Origin of the sequence: Marinobacter mangrovi (assembly GCF_016798325.1) — a bacterium.
Taxonomy (GTDB): domain Bacteria; phylum Pseudomonadota; class Gammaproteobacteria; order Pseudomonadales; family Oleiphilaceae; genus Marinobacter_A; species Marinobacter_A mangrovi.
In genome coordinates this window covers 1,026,352-1,051,075 of the sequence record NZ_JAERVO010000001.1, presented here as the reverse complement: position 1 = coordinate 1,051,075, position 24,724 = coordinate 1,026,352, and the positions used below count along the sequence as shown (strand labels likewise).

22 protein-coding genes are annotated in these 24,724 nt (G+C 60.0%); 16 read left to right on the top strand and 6 right to left on the bottom strand.

Annotated features, from left to right (window positions below; all coding sequences use genetic code 11):
- Positions 1–188: 188 nt before the first annotated feature.
- Both JL474_RS04665 and JL474_RS04660 read right to left on the bottom strand, forming a co-directional pair.
- Entirely contained in the window at positions 189–2,888 is a 2,700-nt protein-coding gene (locus JL474_RS04665) for a LuxR C-terminal-related transcriptional regulator (RefSeq protein WP_203141098.1), read from the bottom strand.
- Positions 2,889–3,116: 228 nt separating this feature from the next.
- The gene (locus JL474_RS04660) at positions 3,117–3,893 is read right to left on the bottom strand and encodes a sulfite exporter TauE/SafE family protein (protein ID WP_203141097.1); all 777 of its coding nucleotides are present in this window, start codon (positions 3,891–3,893) and stop codon (positions 3,117–3,119) included.
- Positions 3,894–4,112: 219 nt separating this feature from the next.
- Here JL474_RS04660 and cysB point away from each other — a divergent pair, with 219 nt between their 5' ends.
- The gene (cysB, locus tag JL474_RS04655) at positions 4,113–5,087 is read left to right on the top strand and encodes an HTH-type transcriptional regulator CysB (RefSeq protein WP_123634372.1); all 975 of its coding nucleotides are present in this window, start codon (positions 4,113–4,115) and stop codon (positions 5,085–5,087) included.
- Positions 5,088–5,170: 83 nt separating this feature from the next.
- Here the strand turns inward: cysB and JL474_RS04650 are convergent, their stop codons facing one another.
- Entirely contained in the window at positions 5,171–5,896 is a 726-nt protein-coding gene (locus tag JL474_RS04650) for a phosphoadenylyl-sulfate reductase (protein ID WP_123634481.1), read from the bottom strand.
- Positions 5,897–6,123: 227 nt separating this feature from the next.
- Here JL474_RS04650 and thrH point away from each other — a divergent pair, with 227 nt between their 5' ends.
- Positions 6,124–6,732, top strand: coding sequence for a bifunctional phosphoserine phosphatase/homoserine phosphotransferase ThrH (thrH, locus tag JL474_RS04645; RefSeq protein WP_123634482.1), 609 nt, complete (start codon positions 6,124–6,126; stop codon positions 6,730–6,732).
- A 6-nt stretch (positions 6,733–6,738) separates the two neighbouring features.
- Here thrH and pabB read toward each other — a convergent pair whose 3' ends face one another.
- Positions 6,739–7,932, bottom strand: a complete 1,194-nt coding sequence (pabB, locus tag JL474_RS04640) for an aminodeoxychorismate synthase component I (RefSeq protein ID WP_203141096.1) — start codon at positions 7,930–7,932, stop codon at positions 6,739–6,741.
- 252 nt (positions 7,933–8,184) lie between these two features.
- Between pabB and JL474_RS04635 the strand changes: the two genes are divergently transcribed.
- Together JL474_RS04635 and JL474_RS04630 are read left to right on the top strand one after the other, a co-directional pair.
- Positions 8,185–8,754 (top strand): hypothetical protein, encoded by a 570-nt coding sequence (locus tag JL474_RS04635; RefSeq protein ID WP_203141095.1) that lies wholly within the window; start codon positions 8,185–8,187, stop codon positions 8,752–8,754.
- A gap of 146 nt (positions 8,755–8,900) precedes the next feature.
- Positions 8,901–9,725, top strand: coding sequence for a DUF6160 family protein (locus tag JL474_RS04630; RefSeq protein ID WP_203141094.1), 825 nt, complete (start codon positions 8,901–8,903; stop codon positions 9,723–9,725).
- Between the two features lie 394 nt (positions 9,726–10,119).
- Here JL474_RS04630 and JL474_RS04625 read toward each other — a convergent pair whose 3' ends face one another.
- Positions 10,120–10,737, bottom strand: a complete 618-nt coding sequence (locus JL474_RS04625) for a hypothetical protein (protein ID WP_203141093.1) — start codon at positions 10,735–10,737, stop codon at positions 10,120–10,122.
- A 127-nt stretch (positions 10,738–10,864) separates the two neighbouring features.
- Between JL474_RS04625 and JL474_RS04620 the strand changes: the two genes are divergently transcribed.
- The 10 genes from JL474_RS04620 to JL474_RS04575 all read left to right on the top strand — a co-directional run bounded on the left by JL474_RS04620 (position 10,865) and on the right by JL474_RS04575 (position 21,602).
- Positions 10,865–11,869, top strand: a complete 1,005-nt coding sequence (locus JL474_RS04620; protein WP_203141092.1) for a DUF58 domain-containing protein — start codon at positions 10,865–10,867, stop codon at positions 11,867–11,869.
- A complete protein-coding gene (locus JL474_RS04615; protein ID WP_203141091.1) occupies positions 11,866–13,866 on the top strand; it encodes a transglutaminase TgpA family protein in 2,001 nt (666 codons plus the stop codon). Before JL474_RS04620 ends, JL474_RS04615 begins: the two co-directional genes overlap by 4 nt.
- 37 nt (positions 13,867–13,903) lie before the next feature.
- The gene (gene holB / locus JL474_RS04610; RefSeq protein WP_328797774.1) at positions 13,904–14,917 is read left to right on the top strand and encodes a DNA polymerase III subunit delta'; all 1,014 of its coding nucleotides are present in this window, start codon (positions 13,904–13,906) and stop codon (positions 14,915–14,917) included.
- Positions 14,918–15,049: 132 nt separating this feature from the next.
- Positions 15,050–15,400: a PilZ domain-containing protein gene (locus tag JL474_RS04605; protein WP_123634379.1), complete on the top strand. Its 351-nt coding sequence runs from the start codon at positions 15,050–15,052 to the stop codon at positions 15,398–15,400.
- A gap of 14 nt (positions 15,401–15,414) precedes the next feature.
- Entirely contained in the window at positions 15,415–16,329 is a 915-nt protein-coding gene (locus JL474_RS04600) for an alpha/beta fold hydrolase (RefSeq protein ID WP_203141090.1), read from the top strand.
- Positions 16,326–17,234, top strand: coding sequence for a DUF4892 domain-containing protein (locus tag JL474_RS04595; RefSeq protein ID WP_203141089.1), 909 nt, complete (start codon positions 16,326–16,328; stop codon positions 17,232–17,234). Before JL474_RS04600 ends, JL474_RS04595 begins: the two co-directional genes overlap by 4 nt.
- A 5-nt stretch (positions 17,235–17,239) precedes the next feature.
- Positions 17,240–18,313, top strand: a complete 1,074-nt coding sequence (locus JL474_RS04590; protein ID WP_203141088.1) for a patatin-like phospholipase family protein — start codon at positions 17,240–17,242, stop codon at positions 18,311–18,313.
- A gap of 82 nt (positions 18,314–18,395) precedes the next feature.
- Complete coding sequence (gene prmB, locus JL474_RS04585) at positions 18,396–19,289, top strand: 50S ribosomal protein L3 N(5)-glutamine methyltransferase (protein ID WP_203141087.1); 894 nt, start codon at positions 18,396–18,398, stop codon at positions 19,287–19,289.
- A 25-nt stretch (positions 19,290–19,314) separates the two neighbouring features.
- Positions 19,315–20,421: a chorismate synthase gene (gene aroC, locus JL474_RS04580; RefSeq protein ID WP_203141086.1), complete on the top strand. Its 1,107-nt coding sequence runs from the start codon at positions 19,315–19,317 to the stop codon at positions 20,419–20,421.
- A gap of 29 nt (positions 20,422–20,450) precedes the next feature.
- Complete coding sequence (locus tag JL474_RS04575) at positions 20,451–21,602, top strand: MFS transporter (protein WP_123634385.1); 1,152 nt, start codon at positions 20,451–20,453, stop codon at positions 21,600–21,602.
- Here JL474_RS04575 and JL474_RS04570 read toward each other — a convergent pair.
- Positions 21,599–22,465 carry a LysR family transcriptional regulator gene (locus tag JL474_RS04570; RefSeq protein ID WP_123634386.1) on the bottom strand — a complete coding sequence of 289 codons (867 nt, stop codon included), beginning with the start codon at positions 22,463–22,465 and terminating at the stop codon, positions 21,599–21,601. The genes JL474_RS04575 and JL474_RS04570 overlap by 4 nt on opposite strands.
- A 165-nt stretch (positions 22,466–22,630) precedes the next feature.
- Here JL474_RS04570 and leuC point away from each other — a divergent pair, with 165 nt between their 5' ends.
- Together leuC and leuD are read left to right on the top strand one after the other, a co-directional pair.
- On the top strand, positions 22,631–24,049 hold the full coding sequence (gene leuC, locus JL474_RS04565) for a 3-isopropylmalate dehydratase large subunit (RefSeq protein WP_123634387.1): 1,419 nt from the start codon (positions 22,631–22,633) through the stop codon (positions 24,047–24,049).
- Positions 24,050–24,060: 11 nt separating this feature from the next.
- A complete protein-coding gene (gene leuD / locus JL474_RS04560) occupies positions 24,061–24,714 on the top strand; it encodes a 3-isopropylmalate dehydratase small subunit (RefSeq protein WP_203141085.1) in 654 nt (217 codons plus the stop codon).
- The last annotated feature ends 10 nt before the right edge of the window (positions 24,715–24,724 follow it).

Genomic DNA, 24,724 nt, shown 5'->3' with positions numbered 1-24,724 from the left:
ACCCTGGAGTTTTAAGCAACACGGAACATGGAATCCAAAGGCCTGAAGTTTCAGATTCCGAGGTGAGGTTTCCCTCACCGTCGAGATCATAATAGGGGGAGTAGGGGCGTAAGCGGATCGTCCAAAGGGCGTAGTGAGGCGAATAAATTCAAATAAAGTGTGACGTACATCACAAAATAGCCGCCTTCTCAGTCCAGCAATTCCAGCTGCCGGGCCCGTGCCAGCGCCTCCGTGCGGCTTTTGACCTGGAGCTTGCCGTAGAGGTTGCGGATGTGTGCCTTGACGGTGGTGCCGGCGACATCCATGCGCAGGGCAATGTCCTTGTTGGCCAACCCTTCATTGATCAAGGCCAGCACTTCCGTTTCCCGTGCACTTAAAGGTTCGATCAGCCCGGCTGATCCCGACGATACGGCAGCATGGGTGCCCGCAACCGGCCTACTGACGGGTAACAGGTCGAGCAGGTGATCCAGGAATGTGCCGTCCACCTGTTGTCGACTCACTTGCCGCAGCAGCGTATGCACCTGCGGGCTTTCCTCGACGAACGTCCGGTAGAGCTGCTCTCGGGCGGCCCGCTTCAAGGCCTCCGACAGCACCGACAGGGCTTCCTGCGCCTTGCCTTCGGTGGCCAGCGCATCCGCATAGACGGTCAGCACTTCGATCAGGTGCTTGTGGTGTTGCCCGGTTTCCGTCGACAGCCGCAAGGGCGTCAGTATGGGCGTCGCCTCGTCAGACCGGCCCAGGGCAATCAGGACGCGAGCGGCGGTAATGCTGTCCTGTTCGGCGTTCAGGGGGTTGCGGAAACGGTCGGGATGGCGGGTTTCCAGCCAGGCCCGGGCCGCCTCCGTCTGACCTTGAGCCAGTTGGACGCGGGCCTTGAGCGCCGCCAGGTTGGGTGGCTCGAAGACAATGTGCTCCCGGCGGCGTTCCAGGACGGACTGGGCGTCATCAAGTGCGTTGATGGCCAGCTCGTAGTCACCGCGGGTAAAGGCCAGCCGGGCGCGGGCGTACTGGATGATCACGTGCTGGCCCGGCTCGGTGCCGTTTTCCAGGTGACTCATCAGCGGCGCAAGATGGGTGTCCGCCAGTTCCAGCTCGCCCCGTTCGCGATAGATTTCGATCAGCGTACAGTTCTGCCAGCAGGAGATCAGCTTGGGCTGCTTGGGATCCGTGTAGTGGCGATCGATCCACTTGCGGATATTGACGCAGCTTTCCAGCGCCTGTTCGATCTGGCCGCGATTGAACTGGATCCAGGCCAGTAGGCCACCGCTGGAAAGCACGGTGGACGGCTTGCGCTCGATCTGGCCATGGGAAACGGCCGATTGCAGCGCTTCCTCGGCGGCCGGCAAATCGCCCCGACCGAAATAATCCAGGCCTAAACCGTAATAGGTGACCGACTTCAAGGGGATCTGGGTGTGGTCGATATCCCGCAGCACCTGCTGGGTCAGGTCGGCGGCGCTCTTGAGGTCACTGCGGGTCCGGGCAAGGTAGGAGCGGATCAACGCAATTTCGCTCTGTAGGGCCAGCGCACCTTCGGCATCCGGATGCGAGTCAGCGACGCGGCGATCCAGCAGGTCTTCCAGACGCTCCAGCCGCGGTTCGATGGCGTCCAGTCTATTGGCAAAGAAATGCCCCCAGATCTGGAGCATCGACAGCCGCGGGCTGTTTTCCACGGTGCCGTCCGGCAGTTTGTCGAGCCAGTCCAGCACCGGCAGGTGAAAGCCCCCGTGGATCAGGTTGTTGCCGTGTTGTTCGAGCACGCTGGCGAGCCAGTCCCAATCCCGTAGCTGGACCAACTGGGCAATGGCTTCCTGAATGTGGTCGTGCTCCAGGAACCAGGTGACCGCCCGGGACTGTAAAGTCTGGATGCGCTCGGGCTGGGTCTGTTGCAGGCGCTGGAACAGGGCTTCCCGGAACAGGTCGTGGTACCGGAACCATTCATCGCGGGTGTCCAGGGGAATCAGGAAGAGGTTGCGCTGGCTCAGCGATTCCAGCATGGCCTGGCTGTCCGACGATTCACGGACGGTGTCGCACAGGGACGCGGTCAGCCGGAGGCAGCAAGCGGTATCCAGCAGGAACGCCCCCACGTCCTCCGGTTGCTGGTCGAGAATTTCGCTGAGGATGTAATCGTTGATTTGACGCGTCGTCTCGGGCACGGGGTTCGGAGCCGCTGCGCCCTCGTGACCCACGCCGTCGCGGTGAGAGAGCGCGCTCAACTGCATGGCCGCGACCCAGCCTTCGGTTTTCTTCCAGATCCGGCGGGCTTCTGACTGGGACAGGTCCAGCGCCATGCATTCATTAAAGAAGCGTCGGCACTCGTCCTCGGAAAAGGCCAGCAGTTGCGGATGGATGTCGTCCACCCACTGGCGGACACGCCATTTGGCAATCGGCAGATCGGGTTCGGTGCGGGAGGCCAATACGATGGTCATCCCGGGCGGCAAATAGCCGATCAGGTAGGCCAGCTGGCGGTGGATGTCCGCGTTCTGGATCTGATGGTAGTCGTCGATGACCAGGTTGAGTCCGTCGCCGGCGCTGTCCACCAGGGCGTTGATCAGGCCGGTAATGGCCCCTTCCAGTTCATGGCTGGCGTAGGTGTTGAAAGCCTTTTGACAGGATTCCAGGCCCGCAAAACCGGCATGGATCAAGGCACCAGTGACGTATTGCCAGAAGCGTCGTGGGTCGTCGTCGTTTTCATCCAGCGACAACCAGGCGACGGGTAATGTCTGATCCGCACACCATTGATTGACCAGCGTCGTTTTCCCGAAACCGGCAGGGCCAATAACCAGATTCAGACGTTTTCCCGGGCGCCGTTGAAGGATCTGCAGCAGGCGCTCGCGGCGAACGGCTCGGGCGTCGGCGGCGGGTCTCAGGAATTTGGTGGTCAGCAACATCGGGTAAGTGCGAGTCCGATTATCTGGTGAAGCATGAGCGTCCTTGAGGCCGTAGATGAGGGGGGAGGCACCTCATTCCGGCCGTTTGTCCGCGGCGAGCCGGCCAATCGGCGGGCTGAGTTACCGATTGTCGGCTCTAACGTAGGGAAGTCAAGAGGTTGCCGGGCCGGATCGCTGCGCTCAATGACCGGTGAGACCCGGAGGGCGAGTGCAAGTTCCGGCAAGGGCTCAGAAGAAGGTGTATTTCAGGCCGATGGCCATCAGGATCGCGGCCAGCGTGGACTGCAGGACCCGGTTCGGCAACTTGCGGGCAATGCGGGTGCCGATCTGGATGGCCGGGATGGAGCCGATCAGCAGCGCGCCCAGCAACTGCCAGTCGATGTTGCCCAACTGCCAATGGCCCATGCCGGCAATAAACGTCAGCGGAACCGCATAGGCGAGGTCCGTGCCGACGATGCGGACACCGGTCAGTCGGGGATAGAGCATCATCAGGATGGCGGTACCGAAGGCGCCAGCGCCAACGGACGACAGGGTCACGGCGACGCCCAAGAAAATGCCTGCGAGGGTCGTCAGCCCGTTGCGGTGGCGTACCAGAAAGCTATCATCGGCTTCGATGTTGCGATGGCGCAGGATCCAGGGGCGGAAAATCAGGACCACCGAGGTCAGGATCAGCATCGTCCCGAGCATGGACACCAGCAGGTTGCGGTAGTCTTCCGGATTCGTGAAGAAGTGCGACAGGATCACGATCGACAGCAGAGAAGCCGGAATACAACCCAGCAGCAACCGCCGGACGATCGACCATTCGATGGTCTTCTGCCGGTGATGGGTAAAGACGCCGGTGCCCTTGGTAATGGCGGCGTAGATGAGGTCGGTGCCGATCGCGATGTGGGGTGGGAAACCGAACATCAGCAGCAGGGGCGTCATCAGAGACCCGCCGCCAACGCCGGTGAGGCCGACGGCTAGACCGACACCCGCACCCGCAAGAATATAAAAGACGATATCCATAAATTTTGATCTACACTGAAATCCGTGAGCCGTCGAAATACCAGCAGAACCGGCAGCGCTGGTGGCCTGAATAAACCGCGATAATAAATGGGAAAAGTCGCCGCCGGTAAATCCATTGCAGCCAGAGGTTTCCAACTGTAGACCTTTGGATCTATTCTTAAAAAGAATTATTACTTATATTTTTATGCGAATAATAACGACGATGGAGCGAGACGGTCGATGAAATTACAGCAGCTGCGCTACATCTGGGAGGTGGCGCATCATGATCTGAATGTGTCCGCAACGGCCCAAAGCCTGTTTACCTCACAGCCCGGCATCTCCAAACAGATCCGTCTGCTTGAGGATGAACTGGGCGTGGAAGTCTTTGCCCGCAGCGGCAAACACCTGACGCGCATCACCCCGGGCGGTGAAACCATCATCCGTGAAGCCGGGGAAATCCTGCGACGGGTGGAAGGCATAAAGAAGATTGCCCAAGAGTTCAGCAACCAGCGCAAAGGCGACCTGAGTATTGCCACCACGCATACCCAGGCCCGCTATGCCTTGCCGCCGGTGATCCGCGGCTTTATTGAGTCCTTTCCCGAAGTGTCCCTGCACATGCACCAGGGGACGCCCATGCAGATCTCGGAAATGGCCGCCAACGGGGCCGTGGATTTTGCCATTGCCACGGAAGCGCTGGAGCTGTTCAACGATCTGATCATGATGCCGTGCTACCGCTGGAACCGGAGCATTATCGTGCCCCGGGACCATCCGCTGACCCAGTGCCGGCCGTTGACGCTGGAAGCGGTCGCGGAATACCCGATCGTGACCTACGTGTTTGGCTTCACCGGGCGTTCGCGCCTGGACGAAGCCTTCCAGACGCGGGGGTTGACCCCGAAGGTTGTCTTCACCGCGGCGGATGCGGATGTGATCAAGACCTACGTGCGGCTCGGTCTGGGCGTTGGCATCATCGCCAGCATGGCCTTCGATGAAAAAACGGACAGCGACCTGGTGGCCCTGGACGCCCGGGACCTGTTTGCGCCCAGCATCACCAAGATCGGTTTCCGCAAGGGCACCTTCCTGCGGGGGTACATGTACGATTTCATCGAGCGCTTTGCGCCGCACCTGACCCGGGAGATGGTGGACGAGGCGACGCACCAGTCGAGTCGTGCGGATGTGGAGGCGTTGTTCGAAGGGATTGAGCTACCAACGCACTAGCCGTTGGCAATGGTTCAAACAAAGAAGGCGGGGTTACATTCCCGCCTTCTTTCGTTAAACGCGCCAGAAAAGGAGGATTGCGATTACTTGGCGCTGGTAATCAGGTTGCCCGCGTGCAGACCGCATTCCTTGTGGGTGGCTTCTTCCCACCACCAGCGACCTTCGCGCTCATGCTGACCAGGCAGCACCGCACGGGTGCAGGGCTGGCAACCAATGCTGACGAACCCTTTCTCGTGCAATTCGTTGTAGGGCGCTTCCGTCATGCGGATGTAGTCCCACACGTCCTTGGACGTCCAGTTGGCCAGCGGATTGAATTTGACCAGCTGTTTTTCCGGGGTGGAGAATGCGTCGTCGATTTGCACTACCGGTACATCGTTACGCGTGCCCGGGCTCTGGTCCTTGCGCTGTCCGGTGATCCAGGCATCCACTGTAGCCAGCTTGCGGCGCAGCGGATTGACCTTACGAATGCCGCAGCATTCCTTGTGGCCATCCTCGTAGAAGCTGAACAGGCCCTTCTTGGAAACCAGTTCCTCCACTTCGGCTGCGTCGGGGAAGAGGATCTCGATGTCGATGTTGTAGTGCTTGCGCACCTTTTCGATAAACGCATAGGTCTCGGCATGGAGCCGGCCGGTGTCCAGCGTGAACACCTTCAGGTTATCGGTCAGCTTGCTGGCCAGCTCAATCAGCACCACGTCTTCAGCCCCGCTGAAGGACACGGCGATCGAATCGTAGCTCCCCAGCGCGTGTTTCAGGATAGCGCGCGGTGATTGGTCGCTCAGTCTCTCATTCAGTTCTTTTATGGATTCCATCATAGTTATCGTGTCAGTAGATGTGCCAAGAACATACCACCAGGGCCGGTCAATCAAAAGTAACCAGCTTTCATAAGGTTATATCCGCGATGCAATTCCTGTCGCATTTTCATATGATAGGGCCCGCTCTGGTGCCGGATGTTGATGAGACGAAGGTGCGTCGGAAGTAACCGTTTTTAACCGTAGCCCGTGATGGGCTGATGACCGAATTGAAAGAGGAGTGTCTTGTGGAGCTTGCCTGCCTGGATCTTGAAGGGGTGCTGATCCCCGAAATCTGGATCGCCTTCGCCGAAAAAACCGGCATTGAAGAACTGAAGGCGACCACCCGGGACATTCCCGATTACGACGTGCTCATGCAACAGCGCCTGCGCCTGCTGGATCAGCATGGCTATGGCCTGCCGGAAATCCAGGAAGTCATCGGCACCCTCGATCCGCTGCCGGGAGCGCGTGAATTCGTCGATTGGCTGCGCGAGCGTTTCCAGTTGGTGATCCTGTCCGACACCTTCTATGAATTCGCCATGCCGCTGATGGCCAAGCTGGGTCATCCGACGCTGCTGTGTCACAAGCTGGAAGTGGACGACAAAGGCCGGATCACCGATTACCTGTTGCGCCAGAAAGATCCCAAACGCCAGTCCGTGCGGGCCTTCCAGCTCCTGAACTACCGGGTGATCGCGGCCGGTGATTCCTACAACGACACCACCATGCTGAAGCAGGCGGAAGCCGGCATCCTGTTCCACGCGCCGCAGAACGTGATCGACGAGTTCCCGCAGTTCCCGGCCGTCCATAACTACGACGACCTGCGCGAGAAATTCCTGGAACTGAGCGAGCGCTACTGAGTTCGCTTAGAGATTTTCCAGCGTCTGCATCAGGCGCTGGACCTTGGTGACTGACTCCGCAAACTCGTCTGCCGGGTTGGAGTCAGCCACAATCCCACCGCCACCCCAGCAACTGATCCGGCCATTGGGCTCAGCCAACAGCGTGCGGATCGCAATGTTGCTGTCCAGCGTCCCGTCATTCCCGATTGAAAACACACTGCCGCAATAAGGACCGCGCGCGTTCGGTTCCAGTTCGTCGATGATTTCCATGGCACGGCGTTTGGGTGCACCGGTAATGGAACCACCCGGGAAGGCGGAGAGCAGGGCATCGAAGGCGAGCGTGTCTGGTTTCAATTCGCCGGTGACGGTGCTGACCAGTTGATGGACGTTGCGGAAGCTTTCGATCTCAAACAGTTTCGGGACCCGAACGGAGTGGGGCGCGCAGAAGCGGGAGAGGTCGTTGCGGATCAGGTCGACAATCATCAGGTTCTCGGCACGGTCCTTTTTGCTGGCCGCCAATTCATCCCGGTGACGGGTATCTTCCTGCGCCGACTCTCCGCGAGGGCGTGTTCCCTTGATGGGCTTGCTCTCAACCTGCCCGTCGCGAATCTTCAGGTAACGCTCGGGCGAAATGCTGAGCACCTGATAGCGCCCTGTATCGATATAGGCCGCGTGCGGAACGGGAATGGCCTGCAGCAAGGTTCGATAGGCCGCAAACGGTTGTCCTTCAAAAGCCGCCGTGAACTGCTGCGCGTAGTTGACCTGGTAGCAATCACCGGCGTGTATGTATTCGAGTATGCGTTTGATCGCGTTGGAGTAAGTTGCCGGATTCTGTTGCGGGGTAAAGGGCGCGTTCAATTTAAACCCGGGTTCAGCCCGATTCGCAGGTAATTGCCCTTCAAGAATGGGTTGCAACTGCTCAAGTGTCTTGGCGGAACATTGGCGATCGATCAGCAGCGTTGCCGGTTCATCAGTGTGTGCCGGGAGATTCAACGCCCAGTCGTAGCAGCCCACCCAGCCTGCATCGGGCAGAGAATCGGACCGTTGTCGTGCGCGAAACCCCGGCACGGTCATAACACCCGCATCGTAATTCAAAACGCCAACCAGTCCGCCGCTGAAACCGCCTGTAACAGCTTCCTGTTCTTTACCGCTGGAAAAGTCGGCTTCCGTTTGGCGGATTTCACCGACAACGTCTGTCCAGGCTTTCGGATCCCGGGGCAACACCCAGCTCCTGATTGGACACGCAGATATAAAGGAAGAACCATCCGGCCGGGCAACGTGACAGAAGCCCGCCTGGGTTGAGAAGTGATTCACCCAAAGTGCCGCATGTTTGGCAGAAACGGAAAAAAATCTGGGGGAAGATGACACAGTAAACCTGAATAGCTTGCGATTGCCGGCGCGGATTGGAGACGCATGATACCGCAATCAGGCGGGCACAGGTGATGCTAAAAGAACAATTCAATGGAGTACGGCATGCGAATGATCCAGACTTTCTTCAAAACAGCCATCGCGATTTTCCTGATTTCTTCCCTGGTTCCTTTGGCCGCTCACGCTCAGGAAAACCAGAACGGTATGTCTGAGAAAGAGTTGAAAGAATACGTCCAGGGACAGTTTGAGCAGATGTACAAGCGCGCCATGGATAGCGCGTCATCCCGGCTTGAGAAGGGCGAGCCGATCAAGGCGTTCTCAGTCGTGACAGACCGGCAGGGCAATGTTCGCCTCGTGCGCCTGCAGGAGGCTGAGAAAATGAAACCGGACGTCGCCCTTGAAATTATGCGGCGCAGTCTTCGGGCCATGGTGGAAAATGGGAAAATCGGGGCAACTTGCCTGGTTTATGTCGCAGCCAACCCGAATAAGGAAGCCGAAGCGAAACAAGTGCTTGTTGCGGAAATGGAGCACGTATTTGGCCCTACACTTGCTGAAATCACACCGTTCGCCAAGGAAGACGGCAAGATGGTATTTGGCAAGGCGGTGACCGTGAAGTCCAAGCACTCGATCTTCAAGCTGCCGGAAACAGATAAAACTGAGGAGCCGGCGGAATAATCGGAATTTGTCCGACAATGTGATTATTGGGACTGTGAATGTGGTCACGGATTCATCAGTCCTGGCCTACTACTCTTTAACCGTGCGGACACAAAACAAAACAATCCGCATTGGAACAACAACAATTTTCCGTTAAGGAGAACACTATGAAAGGCCTGAAGAAACTTGTACTGGCGACTGCAGTTGCCGCCGCTCCGTTCGCTGCCCACGCCGAGCTGAAAGCTCTGGACGACGGTGCGATGGGTAACGTCACCGGTCAGGCTGGTGTGACCATCGAACTCGAGACCAAAGTCGACATCGGTGAAGTCCGCTACCAGGACGAAGGTACCTTCGCAATGACTGGCGTCTCCATTGGTGGCGGTAGCATCGTTGATGATGGCAACGGTGGCATCACCACTGACGGTCTCCTGGACGACTTGAAAATCGATATCGACGTTGAAGCCGACGGCGACGCCGTCATTCACGTTGGCAACGTCAACGGTCAGGTGCCCATCGACTTCGCGGTGGCTGTAAACGAAGTCAGCCTGCGCGGCGACACGGACAGCACTCTGCTGGCCTCTAATATCGGCATCGTCGGTAACCTGGGCAAGCTGGACATCACTGTCGACACTGCAACAGACTCCTTGATCACGGATGTGGCGTTCAACATCACCAACATGGATATGGATGTTGACTTCCTGGGTGTGAACGTTCGCGGCATGCAGGTCATGGGTGGCCAGTTCTTCGAGCAGGTTGAAGCTAGCGGCCAGCCGACTGATGCGGCCGGTATGTTCGCGGCGGCGACTCTGACCATCGCCAAGACGACTGCGGCGGGTTCTACCAGCGGCGAAGCTCTGGGCATCAACGTGTCTGACTTCACCACAGATATCAACGTGGCGGAAACCAATATCGGTGGCGCCAACATCGGTACGATCCAGCTGGATAACCTGACCATCAGCAACACCAGCATGAAGGTTTACGGTCACAACTAAGTTGATCGTTTCCTGAGTCATAAAGCGCCCCGCTCTGCGGGGCGTTTTTTTTGGGCAAAGGAAAAATTACGTGTGAAAGAAGGAACCTGTATGTAGTCTGGCGCCTGGTTGGATAACGTTCGGATAGTTCGCTAAGCAACAAAAAAGCCAGCCGGGTTTGCGGCCAATTTTATCCAATAGCCGCCAATCCGGTTTTCGAGAACCCATGCTCCAAGCCTATCTGCGCGATACCGGGAACGTCTGGTGCCCACTTATTGTTGGGCTTCCTTCGTCAGCCCAACCTACGCCTCTGGGGCATTTGCGATACCCTGAGCACGATCGGGTGCAAAATCAATACTCACAAAAAAGCCAGTCCGAAGACTGGCTCGTAAGAAAACTCGGTTTCGTTTAAAAGCTACTGCGCATCCGGCACCGGAATAGAGAGATCAAACCCACCCCCAGCCCGCGGCGTCAGCACAATCCCCGCCTCATTAATCGACTGCGGCACCTGAATCTGATCCACACCCGGCACGTTACCAATCGAGAAATTCACGTTCTGCCCATCGAAACCCAGGCTGAGCTGATCGTTCAGGAAGCTTTGCGTGAAGGGCTCATCCGGAATCTGTACCTGGCGGCCATAAACAAGCGTCGGAACGGACGGAATGATGTAAGGTGCCGGTTGTGTCTTTTCCACCTGGTCCAGGGGAAAGAGCAGGGTGCGGCGAATAAATTCCTGCTCGGCGTTGGCCAGGGCCGTTTCTTCATCCTCATCACGGGTTTTGCGCATGATGTAGGCTTCGGCCTGTTCATCGGATTCGAGGATGGCCGGCTCGCCCGGGGAAATGGTGAGCGAGCGGATCACCCGCTGTTTCTCTTCCTCGGATTTTTGCCGGGCCCGCGGTACGACGATAATCGCGGAATCCTCGATGTACGTATCCACCATCTCGTCGGAGGTCATGGACTCGACGCCAGCCCAGGCGGGCAGCGTCACGGCGCCGGCAACGGCGGTCGCCAATAGTGTGCGGGTCAACATTGCGGGCTCCTCTGGGGAGAAACAGGACGTCCTCTGGTAGAGTATTTGAGGTGTAACGGGTGTTTTCAAGCGGTTTTTGGTGAATATGTGACCACGTTTGTGCTGCGGAGCCGGGATTTCTGAGCGAATGATCAAAAGTTTACGACAACGCTGGCGCCGCTGGGTGAATCGTCGGATTCCCAGGGCGGACGAGCAGACGTTCACCCAGAACAACATCTTTATCCTGCCCTCCGGTGCCGGCGTGGTATTCGGCGCGTTGCTGGTCATCATGCTGCTGACCGGCATCAACTATCAGAACAGCCTGATTTACCTGCTGACGTTCGTGCTTGGGGCCATTTTCGTGGCGGCCATGCACCAGACCCATCGCAATCTGGCGTGCATTCAGTTGGCTTTGGTCAGCGCCGGCGAAGCCTATCCGGGCAGCCCGATCGTTTTCCGTCTCCGAGCCAGCGCCAAGCAGCAGTCGTTCAGCGTTCTTTTGCAGTCGGATCCGGCATCGCCTGTCCGCATTGATGTGGGGCCGGATGGCCCTGTGGAACTTGAGTTGACTACCACCGCCCGTCGAAGAGGTCCGGTGTTGTTGCCGGATATCCGTGTGGAGACCCGGTTTCCCTTCGGGCTGCTGACCGCCTGGTCCTGGATGCGTCTGCGCAGTCCGGGCCTGTGTTATCCGAAGCCGGTAACGCCCCCTTACGATGCTGGGGGCGATGACGACGGCGACACCGCGCCATCAAAAAAGGCCGCCGACCCGGACCATGCGGATATCCGCCCCTGGCGTCAGGGCGATCTGAGTCAACGGGTACTCTGGAAGCGCTATGCCCGCACCGGGGATATGGTGATTGCGGAATGGGAAGGCGAGCAGGGCAATCCGGTGTGGCTGGATTTTGATGCTTTTCCCGGCGCGGACCGGGAGCTGCGACTGAGTTATCTGGCCGCCCTGGTGGAAGCTCGCAGTCATACCCATCAGCCCTACGGATTGCGGTTGCCGGGGCTAAAGATTGATCCGGATGCGGGACCGGTACACCGTCAGCAATGCCTGCATGCGCTGGGTACTTTTGGCTTCGAAATCCCGGCAACCCGTGTGGATTCCGGTGCGTCCGGCAGCGCCCAATACGCTGGAGGCGCTGCATGACAGAGGCATCGTCAAAAAGCACCATTCCTTCCAAGGCGCTGGTCTGGTTGCTGGTGAGCTTCGGGTTACTGCTGATTCCGCAATGGGATCGTTTGCCGCCCTGGCTGATCGCCGCCTGTTCGGTATTGGCGCTCTGGCGCTGGCTTGGGCAAAGCGGCCGGCTCAGCCTCCCGGGGCGGTGGTTACGGTTGGTGATCATGCTGGGCCTGATGGGGGCCTACGTGGCCACGGTTCATGGACGATTCACGGTCGAGACGGCGGCGTCTTTCTTTGTATTGGCGGTCGGCCTCAAGTGGCTGGAAACCCGGACGCCCCGGGATTTCTACGTCCTGTTCTTTATCCTCTGCTATCTGGCCGCGGTGAATTTCCTGTTCCAGCAGGGCGTGCTCTGGTCGGTGCTTAACCTGGCCGCCACCTTTGTTCTGCTCGTCGGCTTGCAGGTCCTTAACGCGCCGCAGGCACCGAACGCCCTGAAGGCTGGCTGGAAGCGCCTTGGCGGTTTGCTGCTGAAAACGCTGCCGCTGGTCGTCCTGTTGTTCATTTTTTTCCCGCGCATGGCGCCTTTGTGGAGCGTGCCTTTGGTGTCCGGACAGGCGAAGACGGGCCTCTCGGATCAAATGGAGCCCGGGAGCATCTCCAGTCTGGCGCAGAGTAGCGAGCGGGCTTTCCGCGTGACCTTCGGCGGGGCGATGCCGCCGCCGCGGGAGCGCTATTGGCGCGCCCTGATCCTGGACCGATTCGATGGCGGGAAGTGGGAGCAGTGGCAGCCGGACGCCCGTCAGCCAGCGGGTCGCGTGCTGTCCGATGGCGGCGTCGGAGCGCTCAAGCCGAATGAGTACGACATTCTGATGGAGCCGACCTACCAGCGCTGGGCGTTTGCGCTGGACGATTCCCGGGCGGTTTCCCGGAACGTGGAGGAGACGGCCAACGGATTGTTCCGCTTTCGTCGACCCGCGGATACAGCCGTGCGCTATCGGTTGGCGCGGACGAACCCGGAATCCAATGTACAAGCGCTGTCCCAACTGGATCGACAGCGCTACCTGCACCTGCCGCCGAAGGGTAATCCTCGAGCGCGCGCACTGGCGCAATCGTTACGTCAGGAGCACGATTCCGATCGGCGTTTCGTAAACGCCATCTTGCAGCGATTCCGAAATCAGGCCTACTTCTACACGCTCAGACCACCCAAAATGCCGGATAACAGCATTGATACGCTGTTGTTCGAGGTCAAGCGGGGTTTCTGCGCGCACTACGCGTCGGCTACCGCGTTCCTGCTGCGGGCGGCGGGCATTCCGGCGCGCATTGTTATGGGCTACCAGGGCGGCAGTCCCGGCGAGGATGGCCGGTATCTGATCGTTCGCCAGTACGATGCCCACGCCTGGGTGGAAGCGTGGCTTCCGGATCGGGGCTGGGTCCGGGTGGATCCTACCGCGGCGATCTCGCCGGCGCGCATCGAGTCCGGCCTGCGCGAAGCCGTCGCCGATGAAGGATCCTTCCTGGAGAATGAGTGGGTGTCACCGGCCAAATACGGCGATATCGCCCTGGTTCAATGGATGTCCCTGAAGCTGGATGCCATCAACTACCAGTGGCAGCGCTGGGTAGTGGGCTACCAGGGGCAGACCCAGATGAACTTGATGTCCCATTTGCCGGGCAACCTGTCGCTGCGGGATCTGGGGTATCTGTCTGCCGGGTTGGTGGGCGTGGCGGTGTTGCTGGCGGCCGCGTGGTCACTCTGGCGCCAGCGCAGTGGCCAATCAGCGGATCCGGTGCAGCGGCTGTTCAACGACTGGCTCCGGCTATTGAGGCGCCAGGGCATGGAGCCCCGGCCCGCCCGGACGCCTCTTGAGCTGGCTGCACAAGCGGCCAAAGCGGACCCGGAACGCGCCCGCATGCATCTGGCTTTTGCCCGGGCGGTCAACAATCACTATTATGGCTCGGGTTCATTCACTCCCGAAGATCGGCGCCGGTTGCGTTTCCTGTTGCGGCAGTTGCGGCGCTGATGTTGATCTCTTATTGCAGAACTGGTCGGAGAATGCCTTGTCCTCGTCGATAACCTCCATGCCCTGGCTGACAGATGCCTGGTCCCGGCTGGCCGAGCGCTGGCTCAGCGGACGTCTGCCCCATGCAATCCTGCTGGAGGGGCCGGACGGCATTGGCAAAGCGGTGTTCGCCCGGGATCTGGCGCAACGATTGGTCTGCGAAGGCGCCGGCGAGGCGATCCAGGCTTGTGGGCACTGCAAGCAATGTGAGCTGGTTGCCGCCGGCACCCATCCGGACATCCGCACCTACCAGCCGGAAGATTCCAAGGTCATCAAGGTGGATCAGGTGAGGGCGCTGGGCGAGTTCGCGGTGGCCTCTCCCCAGGTGGCGCACCATAAGGTGATCGTCCTCGACAGTGCCGACCAGCTGAACATCAACGCGGCCAACGCGCTGCTCAAGACGCTGGAGGAGCCCAACCGGGACGTGACGCTGATTCTCCTCCAGCAATCCGGGCGCCCGCTATTGCCGACGATTCGTTCCCGTTGTCAGTCGGTGCTGCTGGCAGGCCCGTCACAGGAACAGGCTGAGATCTGGCTGGCGTCGCAGGTGGCTGGCGACGAGGCCCAGGAAGCGGATGCCGAAACACAGGCGCGGGCGTTGCGACTGGCCAGTGGCGCGCCGGTACGTGCGTTGACGTTCCTGGCGCAGGGACATGTCGAGGCGGTTGACCAGTGTCAGGAGGATTTCCGGCAGTTCCTCAAATCCAAACGGGCGCCCGAGGACGCCGCCAAGCCCTTCGTCAAACTGGGGCTGGAGACCACGCTGGGTCTGATGGAGCGCTGGGCGGCCGATCTGGCCCGGATCAGCGTTGGAGGCGCACCGGAGAATCCGGAAGTGGCCGATATCCTGGGGTATCTGGCCAAGCAGAACCCGCCCCATCGGGCGCACGACATTCTTTCGCACATCGCCGAAGTGCGCGCAGGTCTGACGTACAACCTGAATGCAGAGCTGGAAGCCGAGCGCCTGCTGCTGCACTGGCTTGATCTGATGCCAAGGCGACGGGCGAGTTAGCGACGGTGAGGCCGGAGTCGTCAAAAAGCGGCACGGACGGTGCTCCGACACTTCGCCACCTGCTAACATTAAGGTAAATTTAGGGATTCAGGCTCTGTCAGCAGGCGGAGCCCAAAGCAACAAGGGTGATTTATGGGTCCAGGTTTTGGCGCGCGCAGCGGTATTCTGACACTCACCATCAAGGACAAGGCCGTGCTCTACGCGGCGTATATGCCCTTTATCAAGGATGGCGGGCTGTTTATTCCCACCCAGAAGCAGTATCAACTGGGTGACGAAGTGTTCCTGCTGCTTAACCTGATGGATGAGCCCGAGAAGATACCGGTTGCCGGGAAAGTGGTCTGGATTACCCCCAAGGGCGCGCAAGGTAACCGCGCTGCGGGGATCGGTGTCCAGTTCAACGGCGACGACGAAAGTGCCAAAAACAAGATTGAGGCCTATCTGGCCGGCGCGCTGGGTTCCGATCGACCCACGCACACCATGTGACGGCGGTGAGCGGCATGAACACGTCCGTTGACATCGAGCCGTCGACCTCTCGCAGTAGCGAGACCCTTGCGCCTCAGGAAGCCGAGTGGCCGTTGGACGATCTGGTTCTGCGTGGGCTGACCTGGTCCCGGGCGGATACCGGAAAGGCCTCTCCACCGATCCTCGGCTTGCATGGCTGGCTGGACAACGCCGCGACATTCAGCCGGATCGCCCCGGCGCTGAGTCGGCTTCATCCCTTTTATGGCATCGATTTCGCTGGGCATGGGCACTCGGACCATCGCGGTGCCGGGCAATCCTATCCGCTGCTGGACTATGTGAAGGACGTTGCCGGCCTGATTGAGCGTCATTTTCAGGAGCCGGTCATCATCATCGGCCATTCGCTCGGTGGTATCGTGGGCTCGCTCTATGCCGCGACCTTCCCGGAGCGGGTCGACCGACTGGTCATGATCGACAGTCTGGGCCCGCTGACCCAATCGCCGGAAAGCGGTCCCGAACAACTGCGCAAGGGGATCCGTAAGCATCTCCGCGGTTCTGGCGCGGCCATGACCTACGGCAGCGTCGACGATGCAGCCCGGATTCGGGCCGGCGGACTCAGTCCGTTGTCGGCGGAGGCGGCCGGCTTGCTCGTGCCACGCAATCTTCGGTCGGTTGAAGGCGGGTACCAGTGGCGTACGGATTCCAGATTGCGCTATCCCTCGCTGAGCCGGCTCGACGAAGCACAGGTGGCCGGGTTTCTGCAGGCCATTGAAGCGCCGACGCTGTTCGTCCGCGCCCAGGAGGGCCTGCTGGGCGGCCGGGACAGCTGGCGTAAACGCATCGATCTGATTGCTCAACTGCAGGAAGCCGTTGTGCCGGGCTCCCATCATTGCCATCTGGATGGCGACGTCGAGCCGGTGATCGATGCCATCAAGACGTTCCTGACATCATGATCCGGCCTCTGATGTTCCGGCTGGCTGCCATTATGGCTGTCCTGGTGTCGGCTACGGCCACCGCGGACCCCCTCAAAGTGTTTCCGATGGCGTCGGTGGAAAGCGACGTCACCATCAAGGCGCCTAACCATCACGTGTTGCTCAGTCCGGTCCGGGAAGTCAATGACGAGATCCGCGCCGATCGGCAGCTTCGTCTGGATGTGGTCGGACACGGCCGTTTGATGGAAATCGACCCGGATTCGTCGCTGGAGCGGGTGGAAGAGTTCTATCGGGAGGCGATGGCCCAGCGCAGCGGGCGAACGCTGTTTACCTGCCGGGGTCGCGATTGTGGCCGCAGCAACGTCTGGGCCAACCGGATTTTCCACCAGGCCACGCTGTACGGGCGCGACGAGGACCAGAGCTACGCGGCCTATTCCTATCGGGGTGATGACGGCCAGCTGCAACTGGTGCTGCTGTACAGCATTACCCGGGGCAACCAGCGGGATTATGTCTGGCTGGAAGAGTTGGCGGTCCAGGATGAGTCCGAGGTGGCCAATCTGTCACCGGACGCCGGGCGTATACTGGGCCCATTGCAAGTTGCCTGGTCGGGCAGCGTCACCTACCGCTTCGACTGGGACGCCGAGACCCGGGAAAAACTCGTTGGTTGGGCGGGCAACCCCGGTGCCACCGTCATGATTGTCAGCCACGTCGTACTCGGTATGAACGAGACCGTGAAGGAGGCGCTTGAACGGTCGGCCAAGGTCGCGGATACCATGCAGGCGCTGCTGGAGAAGCTGGGCATCCCCCGCGAGCAGCAGTTGCTGATCAATGCCGGCCCGGCGCAGTCCGCTATCCAGTCGGCCCGCAGTGCCGGTAACCGCCTCGAAATTGTCGTAATCAAGGATGTGGCATCCGCAGGAGGATAGACCCGATGCCGTCAGAGCAGCCATCGACCCCGAAAACCGAACGCCCCCGCCGGACCTGCGCCCTTGTGCTGGGCAGCGGTGGAGCCCGTGGCTATGCCCATATCGGTGCGATCGAAGTTCTCGAAGAGCGCGGCTACGACATCATTGCGATAGCCGGCTGTTCCATGGGGGCGCTGATTGGCGGCGTCTATTCGGCCGGCCAGATGCAGGCCTATAAGGATTGGGTCACCGGCCTTAAACAGTTCGACGTGCTCAAGCTGCTTGACGTGTCCCTGTCACCCGCGGGGGCCATTCGGGGCGACAAGGTGTTTTCCGTGGTGCGGGATATGATTGGCGAAACCCGTATCGAAGATCTCCCCGTGGCATTCACCGCCGTCGCCACGGATCTTCTGGCGCACAAGGAGATCTGGTTCCAGGAAGGCTCTTTGCACCAGGCCATTCGCGCCTCCATCGCCATTCCCAGTGTGGTCACGCCGGTTGTCCTGAACGGTCGGGTGCTCGTCGACGGGGCCCTGCTGAACCCGCTGCCCATTATCCCCACCATCGCGGCCCATGCGGACTACATCTTTGCGGTTAATCTGGCCGGTGAAGATCGCAGCACGTACCGGTTGCCGGATGACATCTACAACGAAACCGGCGAGCATGATTTCGACGACTGGGTGGACCGCATGCGCACGAAGGCCTCACGCTGGTTTGACTGGGATCTCCTACGCTCTTTCGGAGGCAAGGGATCGGCCGATGCCGAACCGACCGGCGAAGCCCGGGAAGAGATGGCGGAGGAAGTCTCCGACGATGCTGACACGATGGAGGACGGTACCGAAACCATCGCCTGGGACAAGCTGGGGATCGGCAAGTTCGACATCATGAACATGACCATCGAAACCATGCAGAGCGCGCTGATCCAATACAAGATCGCCGGCTATCCACCGGATATGTTGGTGAACGTTCCCAAGGACGCCTGCCGCACCTACGACTATCACAAGGCGCCGGAGATGATTCAGTTGGGGCGCGAGCGCATGGAGCAGGCGCTGGATCGTTTCGAGAACGAGGAAGCCAGTTCCGGTCTGCTGTCTCCATAGCGGTATTGGACGCCACAAATCCCTGCAAACCTGCGTATAATGCAGGCTTTCCATTTTATGTGTGTCCAAGGAACTGTGTCTGGTGTCCCAAGAGCCTGCTGACGAACTGTTTACGATTCGCGACCTGCTGCGTTATGTCACGTCCCGGTTTGCCGGATCGGATATTTTTTACGGCCACGGTACCGACAACGCCTGGGACGAAGCCGTCCACCTCGTGCTGCGCAGCGTCAACCTACCTCTCGAAAACAACACGGTGTTCCTGGACGCCCGACTGACCCGTGAAGAGCGCGCCCTGATTCTGGAGCGGATGGAACAGCGGATTGATGAGCGGGTCCCCGTGGCGTATCTGCTGGGGGAAGCCTGGTTCATGGGCCTGCCGTTTCATGTGGACAATCGGGTGCTGGTGCCGCGCTCGCCGATTGCCGAGTTGATTCAGCAGGGATTCCAGCCCTGGCTGGCGGACAAGCCGGTACACCGCATTCTGGATCTGTGCACCGGCAGCGGCTGCATCGGTATTGCCGCGGCGACGGTCTTTGACGACGCCGAGGTCGATCTTGCCGATATCTCGGAAGAGGCGCTGGATGTGGCCCGCAGTAACATCGACCTGCACGGTCTGGGTCATCGGGTGAGGGCAGTTCACTCCGATGTGCTGGATCAGGTGGAAGGACGGTACGATCTCATCGTCAGCAACCCGCCCTATGTGGACGCGGAAGATCTGGCGGATATGCCGGACGAGTTCCAGTACGAACCGGAATTGGGCCTGGCGGCCGGTGATGACGGTCTGGATATCGCCTATCGCATTCTGGAAAAAGCCCGCGATCACCTGACCGAGAACGGTCTGCTGGTGGTCGAAGTGGGCAACAGCTGGGTGGCCTTGCAGCAGGCGCGGCCGGATATTCCGTTTACCTGGATCGAGTTTGAGCAGGGCGGCGATGGCGTCTTCGTGCTGACCCGCGAAGATCTGGAAACTATTTGAAGATTCACTGATAAGAACCTGATTTATGTCTGGAAATACGTTTGGAAAGCTGTTCACGGTCACCACATTCGGTGAAAGTCACGGCCAGGCGCTGGGCGCGATTGTCGATGGCTGTCCGCCGGGACTGTCGCTGACAGAAGCAGACCTGCAGCGCGATCTGGATCTGCGTAAGCCGGGCACCTCCCGTCACACCACGCAGCGCCGCGAGCCGGATGAGGTGCGCATCCTGTCCGGTGTGTTCGAAGGCAAGACCACGGGCACGCCGATTGGCCTGTTGATCGAAAACACCGACCAGCGCTCCAAGGACTATTCCAAGATCAAGGATCAGTTCCGCCCGGCCCACGCCGATTACACCTACATGCACAAGTATGGCGTGCGGGATTACCGTGGGGGCGGCCGTTCCTCGGCTCGTGAAACGGCGATGCGCGTCGCGGCGGGCGCGATTGCCCGTAAATTCCTGGAAGAGCGACTGGGCATCCGCGTGCGCGGGTATCTGTCCCAGTTGGGACCCATTGTCATCGACAAACTGGACTGGTCCCAGGTGCACGAGAACCCGTTCTTCTGCCCGGATGCCGATCGCATCCAGGAGTTGGAAGACTACATGGACGCCCTCCGTAAGGAAGGCAACTCCATCGGTGCCCGCATCAACGTGGTGGCCGACGGCGTCCCGCCGGGGCTGGGCGAGCCGATCTTCGACCGTCTGGATGCGGATCTGGCCCACGCGCTGATGAGCATCAACGCCGTCAAGGGCGTGGAGATCGGTGCCGGTTTTGGTTCGGTGACCCAGAAGGGCACGGAGCACCGTGACGAGCTCACGCCGGAAGGCTTCCTGTCCAACAACGCCGGCGGCGTGCTGGGCGGCATCAGTTCCGGTCAGCCGATTCTCGCAAGCATTGCCCTCAAGCCCACATCCAGCTTGCGGCTCCCGGGCCAGAGCATCAATGTTCACGGCGATCCGGTCGAGGTGGTGACCACCGGACGGCACGATCCCTGTGTCGGTATCCGCGCAACGCCAATCGCCGAAGCCATGATGGCCATCGTGCTGATGGACCACTATCTGCGCCACCGTGCCCAGAACGGTGATGTCCGTGTCGATACGCCGGATATCGAGAAAGGGCGCAGCCGGGATTGAATCCGGGACGGAAATAGGCGGGAGCAGCTATCTACTGGCGTCTGTCCAACCTTTATTTCTGGTTCTTTGCGCTGTTGGGCGCAATGTTGCCGTACTGGTCCCTGTATCTGGAAGATCGGGGATTCAGCTACCTGCAGATTGCCGCCCTGATGGCGACCATCCAGCTCACCAAGATCGTTGCGCCCAACGTCTGGGGCTGGCTCGGCGACCGCACCGGTCAACGGGTGCGACTGGTTCGTCTGGGGTCAGTGGTCGGGGCCATCTGCTTTACCGGCGTATTCTTGGAGCCGGGCTTCTACGGCCTGATGCTGGTGATGCTGGCGTTCACCTTTTTCTGGAACGCCATCCTTCCGCTTTATGAAGTCATTACCCTGCAGGGACTGGGAAAGGACCGGGCGCGGTACGGACGCGTCCGGCTTTGGGGGAGCGTCGGCTTTATCGCCTCGGTGGCTCTCGTAGGGCTGATCCTCGAGTATCTTCCCCTTGAATGGCTTCCGGCCATCCTGATGCCGCTGTTCTTCGGGATTGCGGTTGCCGCTTTCTGCGTGCCGTCCCGGCAGGGCCAGATCCGCCCGCAAACGGAACCCGGCGGCCTGCGGGCGATCGTGATGCAATCGACGGTCCTCGCGTTTTTCGCCATGAATTTCCTGCTGCAGGTCTCTCATGGCGCCTACTACACGTTTTTCAGCATTCACCTGGAAAGCCTGGGCTACGACAAGTTCAGTGTCGGACTGCTCTGGTCGCTGGGGGTGGCCGCCGAGATCGTGCTGTTCATCGTGATGCATCGGGTGTTTCGACGGTATTCGGCACGGACCATCGCAATTGGCGCGCTGGTCCTGACCGGCCTGCGCTGGATGCTGATCGCCGAATATTCGGCGGATGTCCCCATCCTCGTGTTTGCCCAACTGCTGCACGCGGCCTCGTACGGGGCGCTACACGCGGTGTCGGTCAACTACATCCACAGCTATTTCGGCCATCAGCACCACGGTCAGGGGCAGGCCCTCTACAGTGGGCTGACCTACGGCGCCGGGGGCGCGGTGGGCGCCTGGCTGTCCGGTCTGCTGGTCGAATGGCAGGGAACGGCACTGGCGTTTTGGGGAAGTGCTGTCGCGATCGGGATGGCGCTGATGATCGCTGCCATCTGGCTGCGATCGCCGCCTGAGTATGCCGACGCTCACTAATGCAGCTCTCGCGCAATGTCGAGCAGCGCCTCCGCCGCGGGGCTCAGGCTGCGCCCTTCCAGGCCAATGCCCCCGAGCATTCGTGACACCTCATGCCGAATCGGCAGCACCGTCAGGCTGTTATCCACCATACTGCGCGGCAGGACACTCCAGCCCAATCCCACGCTGCTCATCATCTTGATGGTTTCCAGATAGTTGGTGGGCATCTGCAATCGGAGCGTGAGGTTTTCGGCCATGAACAATCGGCTGATGACGCGATAGGTGGCGGTTTTTGTATCGGGCAGCAGCGCATCGTAGCGGGCCAGGTCACTCAGCTCCGGCTGCGGCATACTCGCGAGCGGATGAGTGGTGCCGGCGACGAATACCATGGGATCCTCCCATTGCGCCTTGATGTCGAACTGACGATCCATGGCATCGCTCAGGGTGACAAAGGCCAGTTCACACGTCCGGCGCTTCAGATGGTCGAAGGCGCTTTCCGAATCCATGAACTGCAATTCCAGGGTGACGTCCGGATAGTCCCGGTTGAAGCGGCGCAACCAGGCCGGGAGGTGGTGCAGGCCTATATGGTGGCTGGCAATGACCGGCAGCCGCCCACCAATCCGGCCGGTGGTGGCTGACAGATCGAGCCGGGCGTTGTGGAGTTCATCCAGGATGCGGCGCGCGTAGGGCAACAATCGCCGGCCGGATTCGGTCAGGCTGAAGCTGCGTTGCCCTCGCTCGACCAGCGGCGCGCCCAGCTGGTTTTCCAGGGAGGCGAGGCGCTTGCTCACGGCCGGCTGGGTCAGGTGGAGCGCCTCGGCCGCCTCGGAAAAGGATTGATGGTCCACGATCGCGACGAAGGCGGACAGCGCCTGGGTATCCATGGTGGGATATGCCTCTTTGTCGATTTTCCGTTATCGGATTCCTATCTGGAATGCGATCTATAAATAACATGAATTGAGGTTATCATAGTCGCGGCGTTATCATGAATCATCAATAACGATGACCTGATGAGAAGCGATGTTTACATCGCGGTTGAGGGAGGCCCCATGGCTGGAAAGACCTTGTACGATAAATTGTGGGACGATCACCTGGTGAAGCAGCGCGACGACGGTTCGGCGCTGATCTATATCGATCGTCATCTGCTGCACGAAGTCACATCGCCCCAGGCCTTTGAAGGTCTGCGCATTGCCGGCCGCCGCCCCTGGCGTCTGGACGCCAACCTGGCCACGCCGGACCATAACGTTCCGACCACCGACCGCGACCGTGGCATCGACGGCATCGTCGATCCGGTCTCCCGCATCCAGGTGGAAACCCTCGACAAGAACTGCGACGAGTTCGGCATCCTGGAATTCAAGATCAAGGATCAGCGCCAGGGCATCGTTCACGTCATCGGGCCGGAGCAGGGTGCGACGTTGCCGGGTATGACCATCGTGTGTGGTGATTCCCACACCTCGACCCACGGTGCATTCGGCACGCTGGCGCACGGCATCGGCACGTCGGAAGTGGAGCACGTGCTGGCGACCCAGTGCCTGGTCCAGAAGAAGATGAAGAACATGCTGGTCAAGGTGAACGGCAAGCTGGGTCCCGGTGTGACGGGCAAGGACGTCGTGCTGGCCATCATCGGCAAGATTGGCACCGCCGGCGGTACCGGTTATGCGATCGAATTCGGCGGTGAGGCAATCCGCGATCTGTCCATGGAAGCGCGGATGACCATCTGCAACATGTCCATCGAAGCCGGCGCCCGGGTGGGTATGGTGGCGGTCGACGACACCACCATCAACTACGTCAAAGACCGTCCCTATGCGCCGAAAGGCGATCAGTGGGAAGCCGCAGTTGCCGCCTGGAAGAACCTTCACAGCGATGCGGATGCCGAGTTCGATAAAGTGGTTGAGCTGGACGGTGCCGACATCATGCCGCAGGTCACCTGGGGCACGTCACCGGAGATGGTCACCGGCGTTGACGGTCAGGTCCCGGATCCCGACAAGGAAGCGGATCCGATCAAGCGCGAAGGCATCGTACGTGCGCTCCAGTACATGGGGCTGAAGCCGAACATGCCGATTTCCGAGATCAAGCTGGACCGGGTGTTTATCGGCTCCTGCACCAACTCCCGCATTGAGGATCTGCGCGAGGCGGCGGCCGTGGTCAAGGGCCGTAAGGTGTCACCGTCGCTCAAGCAGGCGATGGTCGTACCGGGCTCCGGACTCGTCAAGACTCAGGCCGAGCAGGAAGGCCTGGACAAGATCTTCATCGAGGCGGGTCTGGAATGGCGGGATCCGGGCTGCTCCATGTGTCTGGCTATGAATGCTGACAAGCTGGGCCAGGGTGAGCATTGCGCGTCCACGTCCAACCGGAACTTCGAGGGACGGCAGGGCTTCGGCGGCCGGACCCACCTGGTCAGTCCGGCGATGGCAGCCGCTGCGGCGATTGCCGGTCATTTCACCGACGTTCGTGAATTGGTTCACTAAGGAGCCCAACCATGCGTGCATTCAGTCATCATAAAGGCGTCGTGGCCCCGATGGATCGTTCCAACGTGGACACGGACATGATCATTCCCAAGCAGTTCCTGAAATCGATCAAACGGACCGGCTTCGGCCCGAACCTGTTCGACGAGCTGCGTTATATGGACGAAGGCAAACCGGATCAGGACTGCTCCCAGCGGCCATTGAATCCGGACTTCTTCCTCAATCAGCCGCGCTATAAGGAAGCCAGCGTCCTGCTGGCCCGGCGCAACTTTGGCTGTGGCTCCAGCCGCGAGCACGCGCCCTGGGCCCTCGATGACTATGGCTTCCGGGTGATTATTGCGCCGAGCTTTGCCGACATCTTCTACAATAACTGCTTTAAGAATGGTCTGTTACCGATTGTTCTGGATGAAGAAATCGTCGACAGGTTGTTCGCTGAAGTCGCCGAAAAGGAAGGCTATCAAATCGAAGTGGATCTGCCGGCGCAGGAAGTGGTCACCCCGTCCGGTGAGCGTTTCAGCTTCGACGTGGATCCGTTCCGCAAGCATTGCCTGGTCAACGGCCTCGACGACATCGGCGTTACCCTGGAAGACAGCGAAGCCATCAAGTCCTACGAAGCGGCCCGTCGCCAGAGCGCACCCTGGCTGTTTGACGCCATCACCCATTCATAACAGAGACAAC